This window comes from Mesorhizobium waimense, from assembly GCF_003601975.1.
GTDB classification, from domain to species: Bacteria; Pseudomonadota; Alphaproteobacteria; order Rhizobiales; family Rhizobiaceae; genus Mesorhizobium; species Mesorhizobium waimense.
On record NZ_QZWZ01000007.1, the window covers coordinates 127,856 to 147,768 of the forward strand.

21 protein-coding genes and 1 pseudogene are annotated in these 19,913 nt (G+C 63.5%); 16 read left to right on the forward strand and 6 right to left on the reverse strand.

Going from position 1 to position 19,913, the window contains the following annotated elements; all coding sequences use genetic code 11:
- Positions 1 to 64: 64 nt before the first annotated feature.
- The 4 genes from D3227_RS11250 to ggt are packed head-to-tail and all read left to right on the forward strand — an operon-like array spanning position 65 to position 4,476.
- On the forward strand, positions 65 to 1,147 hold the full coding sequence (locus tag D3227_RS11250; RefSeq protein ID WP_120014313.1) for an ABC transporter ATP-binding protein: 1,083 nt from the start codon (positions 65 to 67) through the stop codon (positions 1,145 to 1,147).
- Positions 1,147 to 2,073 carry an ABC transporter permease gene (locus D3227_RS11255; protein WP_120014184.1) on the forward strand — a complete coding sequence of 309 codons (927 nt, stop codon included), beginning with the start codon at positions 1,147 to 1,149 and terminating at the stop codon, positions 2,071 to 2,073. The genes D3227_RS11250 and D3227_RS11255 overlap by 1 nt, the downstream gene beginning before the upstream one ends.
- Positions 2,070 to 2,870: an ABC transporter permease gene (locus tag D3227_RS11260; protein ID WP_120014314.1), complete on the forward strand. Its 801-nt coding sequence runs from the start codon at positions 2,070 to 2,072 to the stop codon at positions 2,868 to 2,870. The genes D3227_RS11255 and D3227_RS11260 overlap by 4 nt, the downstream gene beginning before the upstream one ends.
- Before the next feature lie 19 nt (positions 2,871 to 2,889).
- Complete coding sequence (gene ggt, locus D3227_RS11265; protein WP_120014185.1) at positions 2,890 to 4,476, forward strand: gamma-glutamyltransferase; 1,587 nt, start codon at positions 2,890 to 2,892, stop codon at positions 4,474 to 4,476.
- Between the two features lie 85 nt (positions 4,477 to 4,561).
- Here the strand turns inward: ggt and D3227_RS11270 are convergent, their stop codons facing one another.
- Complete coding sequence (locus D3227_RS11270; RefSeq protein WP_120014186.1) at positions 4,562 to 5,254, reverse strand: FadR/GntR family transcriptional regulator; 693 nt, start codon at positions 5,252 to 5,254, stop codon at positions 4,562 to 4,564.
- Between the two features lie 189 nt (positions 5,255 to 5,443).
- Here D3227_RS11270 and D3227_RS11275 point away from each other — a divergent pair, with 189 nt between their 5' ends.
- The 8 genes from D3227_RS11275 (at position 5,444) to D3227_RS11310 (ending at position 12,986) form a co-directional block, all read left to right on the forward strand.
- Positions 5,444 to 6,439 carry an ABC transporter substrate-binding protein gene (locus D3227_RS11275; RefSeq protein WP_120014187.1) on the forward strand — a complete coding sequence of 332 codons (996 nt, stop codon included), beginning with the start codon at positions 5,444 to 5,446 and terminating at the stop codon, positions 6,437 to 6,439.
- A gap of 9 nt (positions 6,440 to 6,448) precedes the next feature.
- The gene (locus D3227_RS11280) at positions 6,449 to 7,276 is read left to right on the forward strand and encodes an ABC transporter permease (RefSeq protein WP_120014188.1); all 828 of its coding nucleotides are present in this window, start codon (positions 6,449 to 6,451) and stop codon (positions 7,274 to 7,276) included.
- 1 nt (position 7,277) lies between these two features.
- Positions 7,278 to 8,081, forward strand: a complete 804-nt coding sequence (locus D3227_RS11285) for an ABC transporter ATP-binding protein (RefSeq protein ID WP_120014189.1) — start codon at positions 7,278 to 7,280, stop codon at positions 8,079 to 8,081.
- 9 nt (positions 8,082 to 8,090) lie between these two features.
- Positions 8,091 to 8,843 carry an ABC transporter permease gene (locus D3227_RS11290; protein ID WP_006206628.1) on the forward strand — a complete coding sequence of 251 codons (753 nt, stop codon included), beginning with the start codon at positions 8,091 to 8,093 and terminating at the stop codon, positions 8,841 to 8,843.
- Positions 8,843 to 9,541, forward strand: a complete 699-nt coding sequence (locus tag D3227_RS11295; RefSeq protein WP_167480668.1) for a fumarylacetoacetate hydrolase family protein — start codon at positions 8,843 to 8,845, stop codon at positions 9,539 to 9,541. The genes D3227_RS11290 and D3227_RS11295 overlap by 1 nt, the downstream gene beginning before the upstream one ends.
- On the forward strand, positions 9,534 to 11,054 hold the full coding sequence (locus D3227_RS11300) for an acyl--CoA ligase (protein ID WP_120014190.1): 1,521 nt from the start codon (positions 9,534 to 9,536) through the stop codon (positions 11,052 to 11,054). Before D3227_RS11295 ends, D3227_RS11300 begins: the two co-directional genes overlap by 8 nt.
- On the forward strand, positions 11,054 to 12,037 hold the full coding sequence (locus D3227_RS11305; protein WP_120014191.1) for a 2-dehydropantoate 2-reductase: 984 nt from the start codon (positions 11,054 to 11,056) through the stop codon (positions 12,035 to 12,037). Before D3227_RS11300 ends, D3227_RS11305 begins: the two co-directional genes overlap by 1 nt.
- 595 nt (positions 12,038 to 12,632) lie before the next feature.
- A complete protein-coding gene (locus D3227_RS11310) occupies positions 12,633 to 12,986 on the forward strand; it encodes a nuclear transport factor 2 family protein (RefSeq protein ID WP_120014192.1) in 354 nt (117 codons plus the stop codon).
- Between the two features lie 81 nt (positions 12,987 to 13,067).
- Here D3227_RS11310 and D3227_RS11315 read toward each other — a convergent pair whose 3' ends face one another.
- Positions 13,068 to 13,547 (reverse strand): SRPBCC family protein, encoded by a 480-nt coding sequence (locus D3227_RS11315; RefSeq protein WP_120014193.1) that lies wholly within the window; start codon positions 13,545 to 13,547, stop codon positions 13,068 to 13,070.
- Complete coding sequence (locus D3227_RS11320; RefSeq protein ID WP_120014194.1) at positions 13,544 to 13,897, reverse strand: ArsR/SmtB family transcription factor; 354 nt, start codon at positions 13,895 to 13,897, stop codon at positions 13,544 to 13,546. Before D3227_RS11320 ends, D3227_RS11315 begins: the two co-directional genes overlap by 4 nt.
- Before the next feature lie 178 nt (positions 13,898 to 14,075).
- On the opposite strand from D3227_RS11320, the gene D3227_RS11325 reads away from it, so the two are divergent.
- Both D3227_RS11325 and D3227_RS11330 read left to right on the forward strand, forming a co-directional pair.
- Complete coding sequence (locus tag D3227_RS11325; protein WP_120014195.1) at positions 14,076 to 14,432, forward strand: ArsC family reductase; 357 nt, start codon at positions 14,076 to 14,078, stop codon at positions 14,430 to 14,432.
- Positions 14,433 to 14,513: 81 nt separating this feature from the next.
- Complete coding sequence (locus D3227_RS11330; RefSeq protein ID WP_120014196.1) at positions 14,514 to 15,443, forward strand: MBL fold metallo-hydrolase; 930 nt, start codon at positions 14,514 to 14,516, stop codon at positions 15,441 to 15,443.
- A 138-nt stretch (positions 15,444 to 15,581) separates the two neighbouring features.
- On the opposite strand, the gene D3227_RS11335 is transcribed toward D3227_RS11330, so the two are convergent.
- The 3 genes from D3227_RS11335 to D3227_RS11345 form a co-directional block, all read right to left on the reverse strand.
- Positions 15,582 to 15,944, reverse strand: coding sequence for a DUF488 domain-containing protein (locus D3227_RS11335; RefSeq protein ID WP_120014197.1), 363 nt, complete (start codon positions 15,942 to 15,944; stop codon positions 15,582 to 15,584).
- A gap of 24 nt (positions 15,945 to 15,968) precedes the next feature.
- Positions 15,969 to 17,225 (reverse strand): aminopeptidase, encoded by a 1,257-nt coding sequence (locus D3227_RS11340; protein WP_120014316.1) that lies wholly within the window; start codon positions 17,223 to 17,225, stop codon positions 15,969 to 15,971.
- An 83-nt stretch (positions 17,226 to 17,308) separates the two neighbouring features.
- Positions 17,309 to 18,223, reverse strand: coding sequence for a LysR substrate-binding domain-containing protein (locus tag D3227_RS11345; protein ID WP_120014198.1), 915 nt, complete (start codon positions 18,221 to 18,223; stop codon positions 17,309 to 17,311).
- A 97-nt stretch (positions 18,224 to 18,320) separates the two neighbouring features.
- Between D3227_RS11345 and D3227_RS11350 the strand changes: the two genes are divergently transcribed.
- Both D3227_RS11350 and D3227_RS11355 read left to right on the forward strand, forming a co-directional pair.
- Positions 18,321 to 18,524 (forward strand): hypothetical protein, encoded by a 204-nt coding sequence (locus D3227_RS11350; protein ID WP_167480669.1) that lies wholly within the window; start codon positions 18,321 to 18,323, stop codon positions 18,522 to 18,524.
- A gap of 160 nt (positions 18,525 to 18,684) precedes the next feature.
- Positions 18,685 to 19,798: pseudogene (locus D3227_RS11355) on the forward strand (YbfB/YjiJ family MFS transporter).
- The last annotated feature ends 115 nt before the right edge of the window (positions 19,799 to 19,913 follow it).

Below are 19,913 nucleotides of genomic sequence, written 5' to 3' on the forward strand. Positions count from 1 at the left end.
CGCGCCAAAGGCGCTGCTCCATTCCGTCTGCGCCACGAAGGATCCGGAGCCCAGGGAGATGCTTTTGTCCATTGCGCCGTCCGCGCTTCCCATCGGTATCAGCGGCATCGAAAAACGCTTCGGCGGCGTCTCGGTGCTGCGCGACCTCTCGCTCGATGTTGCCGCCGGCGAATTCCTGACGCTGCTCGGTCCTTCCGGCTCTGGAAAGACGACGCTGCTGATGATCCTGGCCGGCTTCGTCAGGGCGAATTCCGGAAGCATCAAGGTCGGCGGCGAGGAGATCATCACCACGCCGCCGCACAGGCGCAACATCGGCATGGTGTTCCAGAATTACGCGCTGTTCCCGCATATGAACGTCTTCCACAACATCGCCTTTCCGCTGAAGCAGCGCCGCGTGTCCGCTGCCGACACGGCTGAGCGTGTCGAAAGGGCGCTCGATCTCGTGCAGTTGAAAGGCCTCGGCGAGCGTCGCGTCGACCAGCTTTCGGGCGGCCAGCGGCAGCGTGTGGCACTCGCCCGCGCCATCGTCTTCGAGCCGCGCATCGTGCTGATGGACGAGCCCCTGTCGGCGCTCGACAAGAGCCTGCGCGAACATATGCAGATCGAATTGCGCAACCTGCACCGCCGGCTCGGCATGACGACCGTCTATGTCACGCACGACCAGCGTGAGGCGATCACCATGTCGGACCGCATCGCGGTCATGAATGTCGGGCGCATCGAGCAGATCGACCGCCCCGAAGTGCTCTACGCCAAGCCGCAGACCCGGTTCGTCGCCGGCTTTATCGGCGACTCCAATTTCATTCCGGTCGAATGCCGCAATGGCAGCGTCTGGTACGAGGACAGGAAGATCCGCATGGCGGCAGTAGCGCCGTCATCCGGCAGTCACCTGATGGTGGTGCGGCCGGAAAAGCTGCGCCTGGTCACCGACGCCGAACCGGCGGGCAGCATCAACGTGATCCCGGCGACGGTCGGAGACGTCATCTATCAGGGCGACAGTTTCGTCTGCTACGCGGTGCTCGAGGACGGGCAACAGGTGACGCTGCGCGACTATTGCCGCAGCGACGTGCTGGCGAAGCTGCCAAGGCCCGGCGAGCCGGTCAATCTCGGCATCGATGCCGAGGACGTGGTGCTGGTGGCGGCGGACTGATGAGCATGCAATCCGCACGTTTGGGAGATTTCGGCGCCGGCCAGGACGGGACGTTGAACGCGACGGCGTTACGTGCCGATGCACGTCGGGAATCGTTCGGCCTGCTGGCCTTGCTGTCGCCCGGCCTGCTGCTCGTCTTCACGGTCATCATCATCCCGATCGGCTGGCTGTTCTGGCTGTCGCTGTTCGATGAGGGCGGCGCGTTCAGCGCCGCCAACTATGCGCGCTTCTTCGAGCAGGCCTCCTACATCAGGACTTTCATCACCACCTTCAAGGTCGCCTTCTTCGTCACCGGCGCCTGCGTGCTGCTGGGTTATCCTTTGGCCTACATGCTGTCGCAGTTGCCGCGCCGGGTGGCATCGATCTGCCTGATCTTCGTCATCCTGCCGTTCTGGACCTCCGTGCTGGTGCGCACCTATGCCTGGCTGGTCATCCTGCAGCGTAAGGGCCTGATCAACAGCTGGCTCATCGACCTCGGCGTCATCAGCCAGCCGCTGTCGCTCGCCAACAATTTCGCCGGCGTCGTCATCGGCATGACGCACATCATGCTGCCGTTCCTGGTGCTGCCGCTCTATGCCTCGATGAAGACCATCGACACCGATTGCCTGCGCGCCGGGATGAATCTCGGCGCCAGTCCGGCCGCCACCTTCCGGCAGATATTCTTCCCGCTGTCGCTTCCAGGCCTCGCCTCCGGCGTGGTCATCGTCTTCGTGCTCTGCCTTGGCTTCTTCGTCACCCCCGCGCTGATGGGTGGCGGCAAGGTCATCATGTGGGCGATGCGCATGGAGCAGACCACGAGCCTCTATTCGAATTGGGGAGCAGGTGCCGCCCTCGGCGTCGTGCTGCTCGCCGTCACGCTGGCGCTGCTCGGTCTTTTCCAGTGGCTTCTCGGCGCGCGCGCCACCGGCGTGTGGAGCTCGCGATGAGTTCGGAAACCAGCCTGCCCATCTCGCACCGGCAACGCCTCTGGCTCTATGGGCTCGGTACCCTTGTGCTGCTGTTCCTGATCGCGCCGTCGGTCATCATCGTCATCATGTCCTTTTCCGGCTCGACGCTGCTGCAATTCCCACCGCAGCAATGGTCACTGCGCTGGTACGAGAGCTATTTCGGATCGGTGGAATGGCGCGACGCCACCATCGTCTCGGTCAAGGTAGCGGTCATGACGATGATCGTGGCGACGCCGCTCGGCACCGCCGCCGCCTATGCCATCAACATCGGCACGCTGCGAATGACCGGCGCCATCAACGCGCTGCTGACCGCTTCGCTGATCATTCCGGTGATCCTCATCGGCATCGGCACCTTCTTCCTCTATGCCCGTATCGGTCTCACCAACACGCTGACCGGCCTCGTCATCGCGCACACCGTGCAGGCTCTGCCGCTGGTGGTGCTGACAGTGCTTTCCGGCCTGAGGTCCTACGACATGAACCAGGAGAAGGTGGCGCGCAGCCTTGGCGCCAATCGCTTCTCGGCCTTTCGCCAGGTGACGATGCCGCAGATACGCTTTTCGATCGTGTCGGGCGCGCTGTTTGCCTTCATCACCTCCTTCGACGAGGTGGTGGTGTCGCTGTTCATCTCGGGTGGCGAGACCACGACGCTGACGCGCCGCATGTTCAATGCGTTGCGCGACCAGATCGATCCGACCATCGCCGCCATTTCGACTTGCCTGATCGTGCTATCGATCGTTTTGTTGTCCGCCGCGCAGATCTTCGGCCGCGGGCGTTAAGCAGGGATATCCAGAAAGCATGCGTGATTTCCAGTTTCCAGGCCGCTCGCCGGTCCGTGCCACCGAAGCGATGGCCGCGACCTCGCATCCCCTCGCGACGCTTGCCGCCATCGACATGCTGCGCTCCGGCGGCAACGCCATGGACGCCGCCGTCTGCGCCGCCGCCGTACAGGCCGTGGTCGAGCCGCAGTCGACCGGCATCGGCGGCGACTGTTTTGTCCTCTACTGCCCGAAAGGGCAGGGCGAGGTGCTGGCCTTCAACGGTTCCGGCCGCGCACCGGCCGCCGCAACTGTCGAGTGGTATCTGGAGAACGGCTTCAGCGAGCTTCCCAAGCAAGGCCCGCACGCGGTCACCATTCCCGGCGCCGTCGACGCCTGGTGCCGGCTGCTGGAAGATCATGGCCGCAAGGGCATTGCCGACGCGCTGGCGCCTGCCAGCCACTACGCCGAGAACGGCTATGTCGTGCACGATCGCGTTGCTTTCGACTGGGAAGATCCGGAGACGGACCTTTCTCTGGACGAGGCGGCCGCACGCATCTTCCTGCCCGGCGGCAAGCCGCCCAGGGCGGGCGACGTCCACCGTCAGCCGGAGCTCGCCGAAACGCTGCGCATCATCGCCAGGAGCGGCCGCGCCGGTTTTTATGAAGGGGCGGTGGCCGAGGACATTGTCGGCCGGCTTCGCCATCTTGGCGGGCTGCATACGCTCGATGATTTCGCCGCGACAAAGGGCGACTACAAGACGCCGGTCGGCATCTCCTATGGCGGCTACGGCATCCATCAGATGCCGCCGAACAATCAGGGCCTGACGGCGCTGCTGATGCTGAACGTGCTCTCCGGCTTCGAGCTCAGCGCGCTCGATCCCAATGGCGCCGAGCGCCTGCATCTGGAGATCGAGGCGGGGCGGCTGGCTTACCGCGATCGCGACAATCTCATCGGCGATCAGGACCATGTCGCCGTGCCGGTGAAGGAGCTTCTGTCCGGCGCCTATGCTGACAGGCTGCGCGCCGCGATCGACCGCGAGCGCGCCATGACGAATCTGCCGCGCCTCGAACTGCCGGGCAGCGACACCGTCTACATCTCCGTTGTCGACCGCGACCGTAACGCGGTGAGCTTCATCAACTCTACCTACTATTCGTTCGGCAGCGGCGTGGTTGGCCCGAAGACCGGCGTCGTGATGCAGAACCGTGGCTCCAGCTTCCGGCTCGATCCGAACCACCCCAACAGCATCGCGCCCGGCAAGCGGCCGATGCACACCATCATGCCCGGTATGATGACCAAGAATGGCCGCGCGGTGATGCCGTTCGGCGTCATGGGCGGCGGCTACCAGCCCTTCGGCCACGTTCACCTGCTCACCAACATGATCGACTTCGGCATGGATCCGCAGCAGGCGCTGGACGCGCCGCGCGTGTTCTACAACAACGATGTCGTCGAGACGGAGCGAAATGTCCGCGCCGATGCGGTCGAGGGTCTGCGCAGCCGCGGCCACCAACTGGTGGAACCACATCACCCGCTGGGCGGCGGGCAGGCGGTGCTGATCGATTGGGAAAAGGGAACGCTGACCGGCGCGTCCGACCCGCGCAAGGACGGACTGGCGCTCGGCTATTGAGGCCATACGATTCTGGCGCCCGACAGGATCACGCTCACCCCATGACGGGCTGAGCCGACTGATCGTCGAAACGGCAGCGCAGTTACTATTCAGCCGCCTCATGTGCCGGAATCAAACGCCGACCAACCTGCACCAGATGCAGGCGCATCGCGGCCGCGGCGCCCGCAAGATCGCGGTCGGCAATCGCCGCCACGATCTTCTCGTGGTCGGCGAAACTGTGATGGTCGGCCGGGGGGCGCGTGCCATCGGCACGCAGACGGCCCCAGACCACGGTACGCCGCACCGCGTTCAGCACGTCGAACAGGCCGAGCAGCACGTTGTTGCTGCTCGCCTCAGCGATCTGGCGGTGGAGCAGATTGTCGATGTTTTCATACTGCCGCCACGTCGCCGCTTCGCGGGTCTGAGCGAGGGATTTCCGCATCGCGGCTATATCGTCAAGCGTGGCGTGCAGGGCTGCCTCGCGCGCGATTTCCGGCTCGATGATAAGGCGCGCGCGCATCACATCGGCGGGGTTGGTGCGCCCGGCGATTTCCGAAATGCCAATCGTCTCTTCGATCGGGCCGCTTCCGACGAAGGTGCCCTTGCCGACGTGACGCCAGATGCGGCCGTCCTTCTCAAGCACCGCCAGAGCTTTGCGCAAATCGCCCCGCGAAACGCCGAGACTTTCGCAAAGCTCCCGTTCGGCCGGCAGCCGCGTCTCGCCGGAAAGGTCCATCTGCGCCAGATAGGCCTGAAGCTGTACCAGCGCTGCGTGACCGCCGTCTCCGACAATGTCCATTGGTTTAACCAATTCGTCGATTGATTCCTATCCTTGGTGATAAATCGATAGCGTGAGGCCGTCAATATCTGAACTGCGAACCGCGGATCGTGTGTTAACTCGGTCGAATGCGAATTATTGCTTGACCAATCTGACCAAAATCCTTAACCATTTGCAATATTGGTTACAAGAAAAACGGGAGGAATCAACATGACCAAGCTGTCCAGACGTGCCGTCCTTGCAACAGCGCTCGCCGCGGCGATCGGCAGTGCAATGTCGATCGAGGCTGCCAGCGCCGGCGATATGCGGATCGCGTTCGGGGATTTGCCGGGAATCGAATCCATCCAGACGCTCACCGCCATCGAACGCGCGAAGGAACGCGGAGTAAACGTCGAACTGATCGTGCTCAACGATGAAGACCTGGCCGCCCAAGCCATCGTCGGCAACCAGGCAGATGTCGGCATCGGTGCACCCTACACGCTGATCCAGAAGGCGGGCGTGCCTATTCGCCTGTTCGCGCAGATTTCGACGCTGCGCTTTTTCCCGGTGGTCAACAGTGAGTTCTACAAGGAGTGGAAGGATCTGGACGGACAGGACGTGGCGGTGCAGGCGCGCGGCTCCGGCACCGAGGCCGTCATGCTGCTAATGGCCAAGACCCACGGCATCAAGCTCGGCACTGTCAGCTACGTCCCCGGCTCCGAGGTCCGGCGCAATGCGCTTATCCAGGGCACCCTGAAAGCCTCGATCGTCGACGCAGCCAATCGGCGCGCGCTCGAGGCCGAAGCGCCCGGCAAGTTCATCGTGCTGCCGGTCGATGACCTCAGCGCCACCGACGAAGGTCTGTTCGCCACCGCCGACTATCTGAAGAACAATGCCGCCGATGTCGATATCCTCGTCGAGGAACTGATGAAGACGGGGCGCGAGATCACCGAGAACCCCGCGGTCGCAGTCGAGTTTCGCAACAAGTACAAGCTGCTGCCCGACCTTGGCGCAGACGCTGACGCGGAAATTTCCGAGTACTACAAGGAATCGGCCACCGCCGGCAGCCTGGTGCTGAACGGCGGCGGAGCGGAGGCCGCTGCCGACGATTTTGCTTTCTTCAGCCTTGCCGGCCAGATCGAAGGCGAGCCGGCCTCGCTCAAGGTCGAGGATTTCTGGGATGTCGCTGCTATCGACCGCGCCGTCGCCAAGCTCGGCAAGAAATAGGTCTGGCGGATGGCGACCGGCATCAGGACGGAGAGCGAGGCCGTCGGCCTCGCGACCCGTTCGACACGCGGCGAAGTGGGTGGATGGCGGGACCAGCCAGTTCTCTTGAGGCTGGTCTCGATCGCCCTTTTTGCGGGCATCTGGGAAATCGCCGGCCGCATACCGGTGAGCTTTGCGTTTCCAACCTTCTCGGCCACTTTCACCGCATTCATCGGGCTGATCGCCGACGGCAGCCTGCCGTTGGCGTATGTCTCGACGCTGCAACCCTTGCTGCTCGGTATAGTGCTGTCGGCTTTCCTCGGCGTCGGCCTCGGAACGCTGTGCGGCTTGTGGCGCACCGGTGAATGGCTGCTGATCCCGGTGTTTATCGTGCTCCAGGCCGCGCCCGTCGCCGCCTTCATCCCGATGGTGACTTTCGTCTACGGCATCGGCATGACCGCCAAGACGCTTGCTGTGATGATACTGGCTTTGCCGGTCATCGTGCTCAACACCTATAAGGCGGTGCGAAACGTCAACGAGTCGCTCGTCGTCATGTGCCGCTCGTTCCTCGGAACGCGCTGGCAAGTGGTCACACAGATCGTCCTTCCTGACGCCAGCCCGGTCATTTTCGCGGGTCTGCGCCTGGGTGTGGCGGCGGGCTTCGTCGGCGTCGTGCTGGCCGAACTGCTGATCACACCGACCGGAATCGGCGACCTGATCACCTTTCACCGCTCACGCGCCGACTATGCCGAAATGTATGCAACGATTGCCTCGATTATCGCGCTTTCGACCCTGACGCTGATTGTGCTGCAGTGGATCGAGGTCCGTGTTTTCAGGCCCGAGACAAGAGGAGCCTGAGATGCGCGCTGCTGTACTGCGAAAGGAACCGTCATCGATGCCCGCACCAATCGATCCGATCGTCGAGGTGAGGGGAATCTCCAAGAGCTACGGGAGTACCGAAGCTTTGCGCGGCATAGACCTCGACTTTCCGCGTGGCAAGCTGAGTAGCCTGCTCGGCCCGAGCGGCTGCGGAAAGACGACGCTTCTCAAGATCATCGCCGGGCTGATCAAGGCCAATGCCGGCTCGATCGCGGTCGACGGCAAGGTGGTCACCGCGCCGGGCCCCGAGCGTGCCTTCGTATTCCAGGATTTTGCGCTGATGCCGTGGGCAACCGCGCTCCGCAACGTCGCCTTCGGGCTCGAACTGCGCGGCAAGGCAAGAGCCGAGCGCGAGGAGATCGCCCGCCACTACATTGCCGAGGTCGGGCTCGCCGGGTTCGAGGATAAATATCCACATCAGCTTTCGGGCGGCATGCGCCAGCGCGTCGGTCTGGCGCGCGCCTTGTCGGTCGATGCCGACGTGCTGCTTCTCGACGAACCGTTCTCGGCTGTTGACGAGCAGAACCGGCGGAAATTTCAGGAAGACCTGATCAGGTTGCGCAGCAACCAGAACAAGACCTTCATCTTCGTCACGCACTCGATCGAGGAGGCGGTTTATATATCCGATCGCATCGTGCTGCTGTCGCCCCGGCCGGGCAGGGTTTCGCAGATCATCGAACCTGAGATCGACCGCTCCGGCGACCCGGACCTCATCCACCGCGACAAGCACTATCTCGATACGGTCCAGGAAATCTGGCAGGGGTTGAAGCAATATGCCGAATGAGGCCCTGAGATGACCCTGTTCGGCTACCGCGTCCCGATGATGGCATCGCTGCTCGTCTGGTGCGTGCTGTGGGAGATCGTCGGCAGGCTCGACCTGGTCTTCCTGCTGCCGCCACTAAGCGAAGTGCTGAGCGCGGCTGTAGGTCTGGTGCAGACTCCGTCCTGGCAGAGCGCGACGGTCACGACGCTGCGCGCCTTTTTCACCGGAATGGTCCTGTCGATCGTTATCGGCGTGCCGCTCGGCATTCTCATGGGCCGCGTGAAGATCGCCGACGACCTGCTCGGCATGTGGGTCAACATCTTTTCCAGCGCCCCGCTCTCGGCCCTGGTGCCGGTGCTGATGATCCTGTTCGGCTTCGGCGAAAGGACGATCGTCGCGGCGGTGTTCCTGTTTGCGATCTGGATCATCGTCCTTGATACCCGCGCCGGCGTACGGCACATCTCGCCGTCGCTCATCGAGATGGCGCGATCCTATGGCGCCTCGCGACGGGCGCTGTACCTGAAAATCATCCTCTGGGCGGCGCTGCCGGAAATCCTCGCCGGCATAAGGCTCGGCCTCATCCGCGGCGTGAAGGGCGTTGTGATCGGCCAACTTCTGGTCGCCATCGTCGGCTATGGCGCACTCTTCGAGACCTTCTCGCGGAACTTCCGCATGGCCGAGTTCTGGGCCCTCACCATCATCCTTTTCGCCTTCGCCCTCCTGATCGCCGAACTGATCGAGCGGGCCGAAGCCAAAGTCGAATACTACGCAGGAGCAAGATAATGAACATTCACGGCGCAGACTACGCAATCGAACCGACCACGATCCCGGCCATCCCGGTCGCTCAGTCCGACAAGCTGTTTCCGGTGCATCGGGTCTATTGCGTCGGCCGCAACTATGCGGCGCACGCCGTCGAAATGGGCCACGATCCGAACAAGGAGCCGCCTTTCTTCTTCCAGAAGAACCCCGACAACCTCAACACATCCGGAGAATTTCCCTATCCGCCGGCTTCCAGCGACGTCCACTATGAGATCGAGATGGTCGTGGCGTTGAAAAGCGGCGGCAAGGACATTCCGGTGGACAAAGCGCTCGACTGCGTTTTCGGCTACGGCGTCGGCCTCGACATGACGCGGCGCGACCTGCAGGCCGTGGCCAAGGATCTCGGTCGGCCCTGGGAGGTCGGCAAGGCCTTCGAGGCGTCGGCGCCATGCACCCCGCTGGTTCCTGCAAGCGCGATCGGCCATCCCGCCCAAGGTGCGATCTGGCTGGACCTGAACGGGCAGCGCAAGCAGACGGGCGATCTCAACCAGATGATCTGGAAGGTGCCTGAAATGATCAGTTACCTGTCTGGCCTATTTACGCTCATGCCCGGAGACATTATCCTTTCGGGGACGCCGTCCGGCGTCGGCGCCGTCCAGCGCGGCGACATTCTCACCGGCCATATCGACAGTGTTGGCGACATCGAGGTCAGGGTTGTCTGAAACGAATTCGATCATCGCGCGGATCGCCGCAGGTACAGACGGCGCGCCGGCGATTTCGGCACCCGACCGGACAACCCTCACGCATGGCGGATTGCGCCGCCTGATCCGCGAGACGGCGGCGCGGCTCAACGCGCTGGGTCTCGGCCGTGGCGATCGAGTTGCCATCGTCCTGCCCAACGGACCGGAGATGGCGACGGCCTTCGTCGCGGTGGCGGCCGCCGCTTCGACCGCGCCGCTCAACCCGGCCTACCGGGCCGACGAGCTCGATTTTTATCTCTCCGACATCGGCGCCAAGGCGATCCTCGTCGCCGCGGATGAAAGCGGTCCGGCGGTCGGCGTTGCCGAGCGCCTCGGCATCCGCGTGCTGCGGCTCGTTTCGTTGTCCGATGCGCCGGCCGGCAGCTTCACCATCGAGGGCGAACCGGTCGGTCCGTCTGTTTCGTCCGGGCTGGCGGAGGATGGCGACATCGCGCTGTTGCTGCACACCTCGGGCACCACGTCGCGCCCCAAGCTGGTGCCGCTCAGCCAAGCCAACCTTGCTGCGTCCGCCGCCCATATCGGCGCGACGCTCGGCCTGGCCGCCGACGACCGCTGCCTCAACATCATGCCCCTGTTCCACATCCATGGGCTGATCGCCGCGGTGCTGTCATCGCTCGCCGCCGGCGGCAGTGTGTTCTGCACGCCGGGCTTCAACGCCCTGCGCTTCTTCCATTGGCTGAACGAGGCAAAACCGAGCTGGTACACGGCGGTGCCGACCATGCACCAGGCGATCCTGCCGCGCGCCGCGCGCAACGCCGATGCGCTGGCGACTGCACCCTTGCGCTTCATCCGCTCGTCTTCGGCATCGCTGCCGGCGCAGGTGATGGCCGAGCTCGAATCGACCTTCTCTTGCCCGGTGATCGAATCCTACGGCATGACCGAGGCCGCGCACCAGATGGCGTCCAACCGCCTGCCGCCTGGCCAGCGCAAGCCGGGCAGCGTCGGCGCAGCCGCCGGGCCGCAGCTCGCGGTCATGGCTCTCGACGGGCGCTTGCTCGAAGCCGGCGAGACCGGCGAGATCGTCGTTCGCGGCCCCAACGTCTCTGCCGGCTATGAGAAGAACCCGGACGCCAATGCCAGTGCCTTCGCGCATGGCTGGTTCCACACCGGCGATCAGGGCGTGCTGGACGAGGACGGCTATCTGCGCGTCACCGGCCGGTTGAAGGAGATCATCAACCGCGGCGGCGAGAAGATTTCGCCGCTCGAGGTCGACGGCGTGCTGATGGACCATCCGGCGGTAGCGCAGGTCGTCACTTTCGCCATGCCGCATGACAAGCTCGGCGAAGATGTCGCGGCCGCCGTCGTGCTGCGCGAAGGTTTGAGCGCAAGTGAAGCCGACATCCGCTCTTTTGCCGCCACGCGGCTCGCCGATTTCAAGGTGCCGCGCAAGGTTCTCATCCTCGACGAAATCCCCAAGGGCGCGACCGGCAAGTTGCAGCGCATCGGCCTTGCCGCCAAGCTCGGTCTCGGCTGATGCGCGCTACCGTTTTCGGCGCCGGCGCCATAGGCGGCTACCTCGCCGCGAAGCTTGCGATCGCCGGCAAGGTCGATCTCTCGATCGTGGCGCGCGGCGCGCATCTCGATGCGATCAAGGCTGATGGCCTTCGGCTGATTGAGGACGGCCACGAATCCGTTGCTCCGGTTAGGGCCGCTGCGCGCGCCGAAGAACTCGGCATGCAGGATTATGTCGTGCTGGCGTTGAAGGCGCATTCGGTTGCTCCGGCGCTCGACCAGATCTCGCCGCTGCTTGGGCCTGACACCGCCATCGTCACCATGCAGAATGGCGTGCCATGGTGGTATTTCTACAAGGCGGGCGGACCGCTTGAAGGCACCCGCATTCAAGCCGTCGATCCCGGCGGCACGATCTGGGACCGGCTCGGACCGGAGCGCGTCATCGGCTCCGTCGTCTACCCCGCCGCCGAGGTCGATGCGCCCGGGCTGATCCGCCATGTCGAGGGCGCGCGCTTTTCGCTCGGCGAACCTTCGGGCGAAAAGAGCGAGCGCGTCACGCGGCTCGCCAAGGAATTGGTCGCGGCGGGCTTGCAGGCGCCGGTCCGCGACGACATCCGCAGCGAGATTTGGGTCAAGCTCTGGGGCAATCTCTCCTTCAACCCGATTTCGGCGCTGACCGGCAGCACGCTGGCGTCCATCGTCGCCGACGAGGCGACGCGCACGCTGGCCCGCGCCATGATGCTGGAAGCGCAGGCGATCGGCGAAAGCCTCGGCGTGCGCTTCCCCGTCGCCGTCGATCGGCGCATCAAGGGCGCCGGCGATGTCGGCGAGCACAAGACCTCGATGCTGCAGGATCTCGAGCGCGGCCGCCCGATGGAGATCGACGCGCTGGTCACGGCGGTACAGGAACTCGGCCGGCTGACCGGCCAACCAACACCCACCATCGACAGCGTGCTGGCGCTGGTGCGCCGCCTCGCGATCGAACGCGGCTGCTATCAGGCATAGCGGAGCCGGTTGCTCCAAAACGGATCGCAACTGATAGGCCGGCAACATATCAACGACATCGTGTGAAAAGGCCGGTGCAGCACCCTAGCCAAGACCCCAACTGCACCGGCCCTGCGAGACGAGCAACCCGCTCTGAAGCCATTTTATAGCAGATTAGCAATCTCTCAAATGAGACTGAGGGCCCAAGGTCGCTGGGCACAAAGACGCAAGGCGAGCCAGCAGCCGTAGGAATGGCCGGTGCAACGGGGGCTCCTTGGGGGCGCGCCGCACCGGCCACTGCGGGTGGTGGCAACCAATTCCCCGCGCTGATCAATTTATGAGCGCACATTAGAACTCGCTCAATTAAGACTGAGTGCCTAGTTCGCCGGGCCTAAGGGCTCCACCGGGCTTGTCCCGTTACAGCGGATGAACGCCGCATCCTTGCCGGTGATGTCTTTCACCGTCTTCAACAGCGCCTCATGCAGTGTCCGCGTAGACAGATAATCCGCAGATAGTCCGTCCATGCTGGCATGAGTTGTCAGCTATCGGCTGGCCGGCGGTGGAAGGCCAGCAACGGGCTCCCTACTTGGAAAGCGTCTGAACAGGAGGAACACATATGATCACCGCGGAAATTGCCAAGGATTTCACAGAGCTCCTTAAGCAAGGCAGCAACGAAGCCGCTGCTGAGAAGTACAACGCAGACAACATCGCCAGCTACGAAGCCATGGAAGGGCCGATGGCCGTCTGCGAAGGCAAGGACGCCGTCAAGCAGAAGGGCCAGTGGTGGCAAGAAAACAACGAAGTCCATGGCGGCTCGGTCGAGGGTCCCTACGTCAACGGCGACCAGTTCGCGGTCCGCTTCAAGTTTGACATAACGCCCAAGGCTACCGGCGAGCGTGTCACCATGGATGAGGTTGGCCTGTACACGGTCAAGAACGGCAAGATTACCGAAGAGCGCTTCTATTATTGAAGCCGGAACACCACCGGCTTGCTGATGGTCGATCTAAAGTTAGGCGGCCAGGACGGTTGCCCTGGCCGCCATATGTCAACCTCAGATCGTCTTCACAAAGTCCGCAAGCTGGTCGAGCACCGTGCCCCAGCCATCGTAAAAACCCATCTCTTCGTGGTTCTTGCGCGTCGCCTCGTCCCGGTGGATGGCGGTCGCGGTGTAGCGCGTCGCCTTGCCCTCCGGCTGCAAGGATATCACTGCGGTGATGAAAGGCTTGCCCGAAGGCCGGTAGCCGGGCAGCAGCGCATCGGTCCACACCAGCCGCTCGTTCGGCACGATCTCGAGATAGCAGCAATGGCGGTCGTTGACTTCCTTGCCGTCAGGCGACTGCATGCGCGTCCTGAAAAGTCCGCCGGGCCGAAGGTCGATCTCGCAGTCGGTGATGACCCATGGCTTCGGCGTGAACCATTGCTTGACGTGCTGCGGCTGTGTCCAGGCGGTCCACAACAATTCGCGCGGCGCATCGACAACGCGCTCCAGCATGAGGTCCAGTCTCGGGTCCAGCTTGAACGGATAGCTCACTTTTCTTTCTCCTTGAGGGTCATGACATAGGCGTCGAACTGGTCGAGGCGGCGCTCCCACAGCGTGCGCTGCTCGGATAGCCAGTTTTCAACCAGCTTCAGCGGTTCGGGCGAAAGCCGGTAGGTCCGGACGCGGCCGGCCTTTTCCGAATGCACCAGCCCGCTCCCTTCCAGCACCTTGAGGTGCTCGATGAAGGAGGGCAGGGCCATGTCGAAGGGCTCGGCAAGCTCGCTGACCGAGGCCGGGCTCCGGTTCAGCCGCTCCATCACAAGGCGGCGCGTCGGATCGGCGAGCGCGCGGAAAATGCCGTCGATCGGTGGCGAGCTGGGGCTGGCGATTTGCAGGCTCATGACCTCTTCTTTCCGGCGTGTATCGCGCCGCCACAGGCGTTTCGCAAAATTACTTAGGTAAAAACCTTAGTGTTGGCAAGTCCGAAATTCGAAGGCGTGGGCAAAGCCGTTGGCAAAGCGGGCAGGGCGGGCCTAGCCTGCCGCCAGATTCGTAATCCATCAGTTCGAGGGTTCTGCTTTGACGATCACCATGTACGGCATCACCAACTGCGACACGATCAAGAAGGCGCGCGTCTGGCTGGAGCGGCATGATGTTGCCTACCGCTTTCATGACTACCGAGCCGAAGGGCTGGAGGCGGACCGGCTCAATGGCTGGGTGGGCAAGGTCGGCTGGGAAGTCCTGCTGAACAAGGCAAGCACGACGTTCCGCGAACTGGCGGACAACGAAAAACAATCGCTCGACGAGAAGAGGGCCAAGGCGCTGATGCTGGCCAAGCCGACGATGATCAAGCGGCCGGTGCTGGAGGTTGGCGACCGCATTCTCGTAGGGTTCAAGGCGGATGTTTATCAGGCGGCGGTGGGTAGGGTGCCCTAAGCCCGCTCTCACTTCGTCGTCCTAGTGGTTGGGATCTATCGCTTGGTACCCGATCGTGAGCGGCGCGATGTCTGACGTCAGATGGCCGCAAATGTTATATCTATCGATCCGTCCCTTGATCGAAGAAGGATCGCACCGGTGGATGACTGGAGAATCGGGGATATTTGGGTAACCAGAATTCTGGAGATGTGCGACCCTCTGCGGACGCCATCGGAATGGTTCCCCGACTGCACCGATGAAGCACTCGAACCGCATCTTCATTGGCTCACGCCCAGATCGATATCGCCGGCAACCGGTCGGATTATTCTTCCCATCCAGAGTTTTCTGGTTCGTACCGGACGCCACACCATTCTGGTCGACGGTTGCGTCGGCAACGACAAGACGATCGCAGACTTCCCGCATTGGCATCGCCGCAATGACGGCACCTTTTTGAAGCGGCTGGCAAATGCCGGTGTTGCTCCCGAGCAGATCGACTATGTGCTGTGCACCCATCTTCACGTCGACCATTGCGGCTGGAACACACGATTGGTGGACGGACGTTGGATACCGACATTCCCCAACGCCCGCTACATCATGGCGCGGCGCGAGTACGAGGCCGCACAGGCGGCCTCCGGCGATGCCACACGGACCTATGAGGACAATGTACTGCCAATCGTCGAGGCTGGTCGGGCTGTGCTTGTCGATATGGACCATGAACTCGATGACGAAGTGTGGCTGGAGCCGACCCCGGGCCACACCCTGGGGCACGTAGCCATCGGACTGAGATCTCAGGGCGTAGGGGCAGTGTTTTCCGGCGATCTCATGCATTGGCCGATGCAGTGCATTTACCCCGACTGGAACTTTCGGTACGACACGGACCCTGACCAGGCACGTCGGACGCGGTGGGCATTCCTGGAGGCTTGCTCGGACAATGGCCGCATCGTCATGACGTCGCATTTTCCCTTGCCGTCGGTGGGAACTATCTCGCGACGCCACTCATCATTCTGGTTCGATGATTATCAGCCGCGGTAATCGCCGAGGACGCCGACCACGCCAACCCGAACGGCGGGGACGATCGCGCCCGGCTGCTCGGCATGTCCGACGCGCGAACCGCCAGAAGGCCGCCTGGAGGCTCAGCGAACGCCAGGCTGGCGCTCGCTATGGCGTGCATCAAGCCCGAGGATGACGAAGTAGGTACCCCGCCAGCGCCACCGCATTGTTGTGCGCCTCATCATGCGCACCAAACAGCAGCGTCACCCGACCCTTGTCGAGCAAGGCGCGCAGTTTCGCTACCACGTCCTCATTCCCATCAAGCTCGGCGCCATATCGCTTCTGGAACTCTGTCCAGCGCGCCGGCTCATGCCCGAACCATTTGCGTAGTTCGTCGCTCGGCGCGATCTCCTTCAGCCAAAGCGTCAGCGCCGCGTCCTTCTTGGCAACTCCGCGTGGCCAGACGCGGTCTACCAGCACCCGCTGGCCGTCGCTCTTCTCTGGCGCTTCGTAAATGCGCTTGACCGCGATATCGAAGGCCATGGCAACCTCCGCAGTGCGATCCGCTCAGGCCCATTCGCCCTTGCGCATCACCGGCACGCGGCTGCCGTCCTTGCCGACGCCGTCTATGTCGATCTTGTCCGAGCCGATCATCCAGTCGATGTGGATGAAACTCTTGTTGCCGCCGCGCTGGGCGATCTCGTCCTGGCTGAGCGAGGCGCCGTCGACGAAGCATTTCGAATAGCATTGCCCGAGCGCAATGTGGCAGGCGGCGTTCTCGTCGAACAGCGTGTTGAAGAACAACAGGCCGCTCGCCGAGATCGGCGAGGAATGCGGAACCAGCGCCACTTCGCCGAGACGGCGCGCGCCCTCGTCGGTGTCGAGCACCTTCTTCAGCACGTCTTCGCCCTTCGAGGCCTTGGCCTCGACGATCCTGCCCTCCTCGAAGCGCACCGAGATCTCGTCGATCAGCGTGCCCTGGTAGGACAGCGGTTTGGTCGAGGAGACGTGGCCCGAGACGCGCCTTGCATGCGGCGTGGTGAACACCTCTTCGGTCGGGATGTTCGGGTTGCAGGTGACGCCGTTCTTGGCGGTCGAGGCGCCGCCCATCCATTCATGGCCGTCGGCCAGTCCGACGGTGAGGTCAGTGCCCGGCCCGGTGAAATGCAGCGCATGGAAATCATGGCCGTTCAACCATTCGGTGCGGCTGCGCAAGGCCGCATTGTGCGCCGTCCAGTTGCCGATCGGGTCTTCCACGTCGACGCGCGAGGCGGCGAAGATGGCGTCGGCGAGTTTTACCACCGCGACGTCGTCGGCGTCATCGGGAAACACCTGCTTGGCCCAGGCGAGATCGGGATAGGCAACGATGTTCCAGTTGATGTCGAAGCCGGTGATCTTCTCCAACGCCGGCTGGTAGGCCATCGAATTCGCCTTGTTGGCCCGCGCTACCTTCGAAGGATCCTGCGCCGACAAAAGCGACGGGTCCTCGCCGCGCACGGCGAGCCGCGCCGCGTTGCCGGCGAAGGCCTTGGCCATGCCTTCATAGAGCCAGCCGGTTGCGCGGTCGAAACCGGCATCGGCGCCGTAGCGGAAGCGCGCCAGCGTGATTTCGTCGTCGTTGAAGATCGGCGTCACCAGCCCGGCGCCGGCCTTGTAGGCATGCTCGACGATGCGCCGCGTCAAGGGCAGGGCCGCGATCGACGAGGTCAGCACCAGGTCCTGTCCAGGCTGCAACTGCAGCCCGACCTTGATGGCGACCTCGGCCAGCCTGTCGAGCTTCACCGGGTCGATCGTTGCGGAAACGCCGCGCGAATGTGTGGTCATGATCCTGCCTGCCGTGATGTGGGGTCTGATCCATACATAGACCGCTGCCGCCATCCTTTCCACCGCATTGCGGTGGACCAGGCTCAGGCCGCGCTGTCGAGCGACTGGAATTGCGCCATCGTCGCCTCGATCTCTTCGCGGATCCAGGCCTTGAAATCGCGCACCTTGCGGCTTTCGGCCTTGGTTGCCGAGGTCACCATCCAATAACCCAGCCCGCTCTCGGCGCGCACGCCGAAGGGCGCCACCAGCCTTCCGTCGGTGAGAGCGTCGGCCGTCAGCAATTGCCAGGCCAGCATAACGCCATGGCCGGCGATCGCCGATTCCAGGCAAAGCATCGGGTCGGTGAAGCGCGCGCCCTTGAGGAAGGTCACAGGCTCGACGCCCGCCGCTTCGAACCAGCTGTCCCAATTGATCATCGACCGCTCGTCGGTGATCGCGCAGGTCTGCGCCAGATCCTCAATCGAGCTGAGCTTGGCCGCGATCGACGGCGCGCAGACCGGGAAGACCTCCTGCGCCAGCAGCAGTTCCGCGCGCACGCCCGGCCATTTGCCGTCACCCATCCGAATGCCGATGTCGATGTCGGAATGGTCGAGATCGGCGATCCGACCCGAAGCGTCGATGCGCAGCAGCACTTTCGGATGCCGGGCAAAATGCCGCGACAGCCTGGGCAGCAGCCATTTCGAGGCAAAGGCCGGCGCAACCGAAACCACCAGCGTGCACTGGCTCGCCTCGTCGGCCAGCGCCACTGCCTGGGCAAGCTCGCGGAAGCCCGTACCCAGTCGGGCCGTAAAGACAGCCCCGAACTCCGTTGGAACCAGTCCGCCCGGTGTCCGTTCGAACAGCGTCTGGCCGAGCTGCTTTTCGGTGCGCTTGATCTGCTGGCTGACGGCGCTGACGGAAACGTTGAGCTCGGAAGCCGCCGCAGCGAGCGATCCCAGCCGAGCGACAGTTTCCACGGCGCGCAGGCCATTCAGATGGACGCGGTTGAGCAGAACCATGAAGTTTTTCTAAACTGAAATGGCCGAAATCTCAATTGAAATACCGGGTAGAAAGGCAGATTTTATGGAGGCAAGCCAGACGTTGGAGGCAAAGACGATGAAGATTTTATCATTGCTAAAAGTCTTTTCCGTTTCCGGTACAGGGCAAAACCCGCGCCATGACGAGATCGCCCGCTGGGTTATCGACCCGTTGTCGCACCCGGTGCTCGACACCATGTCGGAGCGTGAACTGGGCGACGTGCCGTTCCGCCTGACAGCGCGGCGCACGGCCTACGAGACGGTGACGGCAGGCTGCGGCTAAAGCCTTCGTGGTGGATGCGTGGGCCAAACGGCTGGCGGCCGCTTACCGTTAGCAGTCTGCGGTCGCGCTGGCCCAAGGCAAGCAGATTGTCTCACCGGCGCATGCACCTATTGTGCCTGCAATGAAAATCGCTTCGCCCTTGCGCCTCGCCATCGCCGGCATGCTTGCGCTTGCTGTCGCCATGGGCATCGGCCGTTTCGTCTACACGCCGATCCTGCCCGGCATGATGGACGAGCTTGGCCTGACGCCGGCGGATGCCGGCTGGATCGCGTCCGCCAACTATCTTGGCTACCTCGTCGGCGCGCTGGCTGCGGCCGGCGGCTGGGCGCATGGGCGCGAGCGCCTGCTGATGCTGTCGAGCCTCGCCGCCAGCACCGTGCTTGCCGGGCTGATGGGGTTCAGCGAAACCATGGCCGCTTTCCTTGTCATCCGCCTTCTTGCCGGTCTCGCCAGCGCCTTCGTCATGGTGTTCATGTCGAGCATCGTCTTCAGCCATCTCATCCGGGCCGACCGCCACGATCTGCAGGCCCTGCATTTCGGCGGTGTCGGCTTGGGCATCGCGGCCTCCTCGGCGCTGATGGCGGTTCTCGTCACCGACCATGCCGGCTGGGCGGCGGGCTGGCTATGGTCGGCGGTACTCCGCTTGCGGGCTGGTGGTCGTCGCCTGGCTGGTCGGCTCTACTTCTACCGCCAATGGCGTCGCCGGTCGCGAGCCGCCGCTGCCGAAGGACAGGCCGCTGCTGAAGATGATCGTCGCTTATGGCCTGTTCGGTTTCGGCTATGTGGTGACGGCAACGTTCCTGGTCGCCATCGTCCGCCAGGGCGGCGGCGGGCGCGTCTTCGAGGCAGCGGTCTGGATGGTCACCGGCCTTGCCGGTCTTCCCTCGCTCTGGCTCTGGCAGAAGGTTGCTGCAAGGGTTGGCCTTTACGCGGCCTACGCTCTGGCCTGCCTCGTCGAGGTGGTCGGCGTCACCGCCAGTGTCGCCGTCGGCGGCCATGCCGGGCCGCTGCTGGCCGGCGTTCTGTTCGGCGGCACCTTCATAGCTCTCACCGCGCTCGGCCTGCAGACGGCAAGACAACTGGTTCCCCAGGCGCCTCGCCGTGTCCTGGCGATGATGACTGCCGCCTTCGGCATTGGCCAGATCATCGGCCCGATCGCCGCTGGCCTGCTCGCCCAGGCCTCCGGCAATTACGTGCTCGCTTCGATCATGGCGGCCCTCATCCTTTTGGCGTCCGGTTTGATTGCGTGGTCGGCTGCGCCAAAATCGCCATGATTTGTGGGCTTGCTCGGTGCCGGGCATCGGGCACGGGCATTTTCTTTCCCCCTAATGTGTGAACTTATGCCCGCTGACAGCAACCTCGCTGATTTGCGATTCGACCGAGGAACCC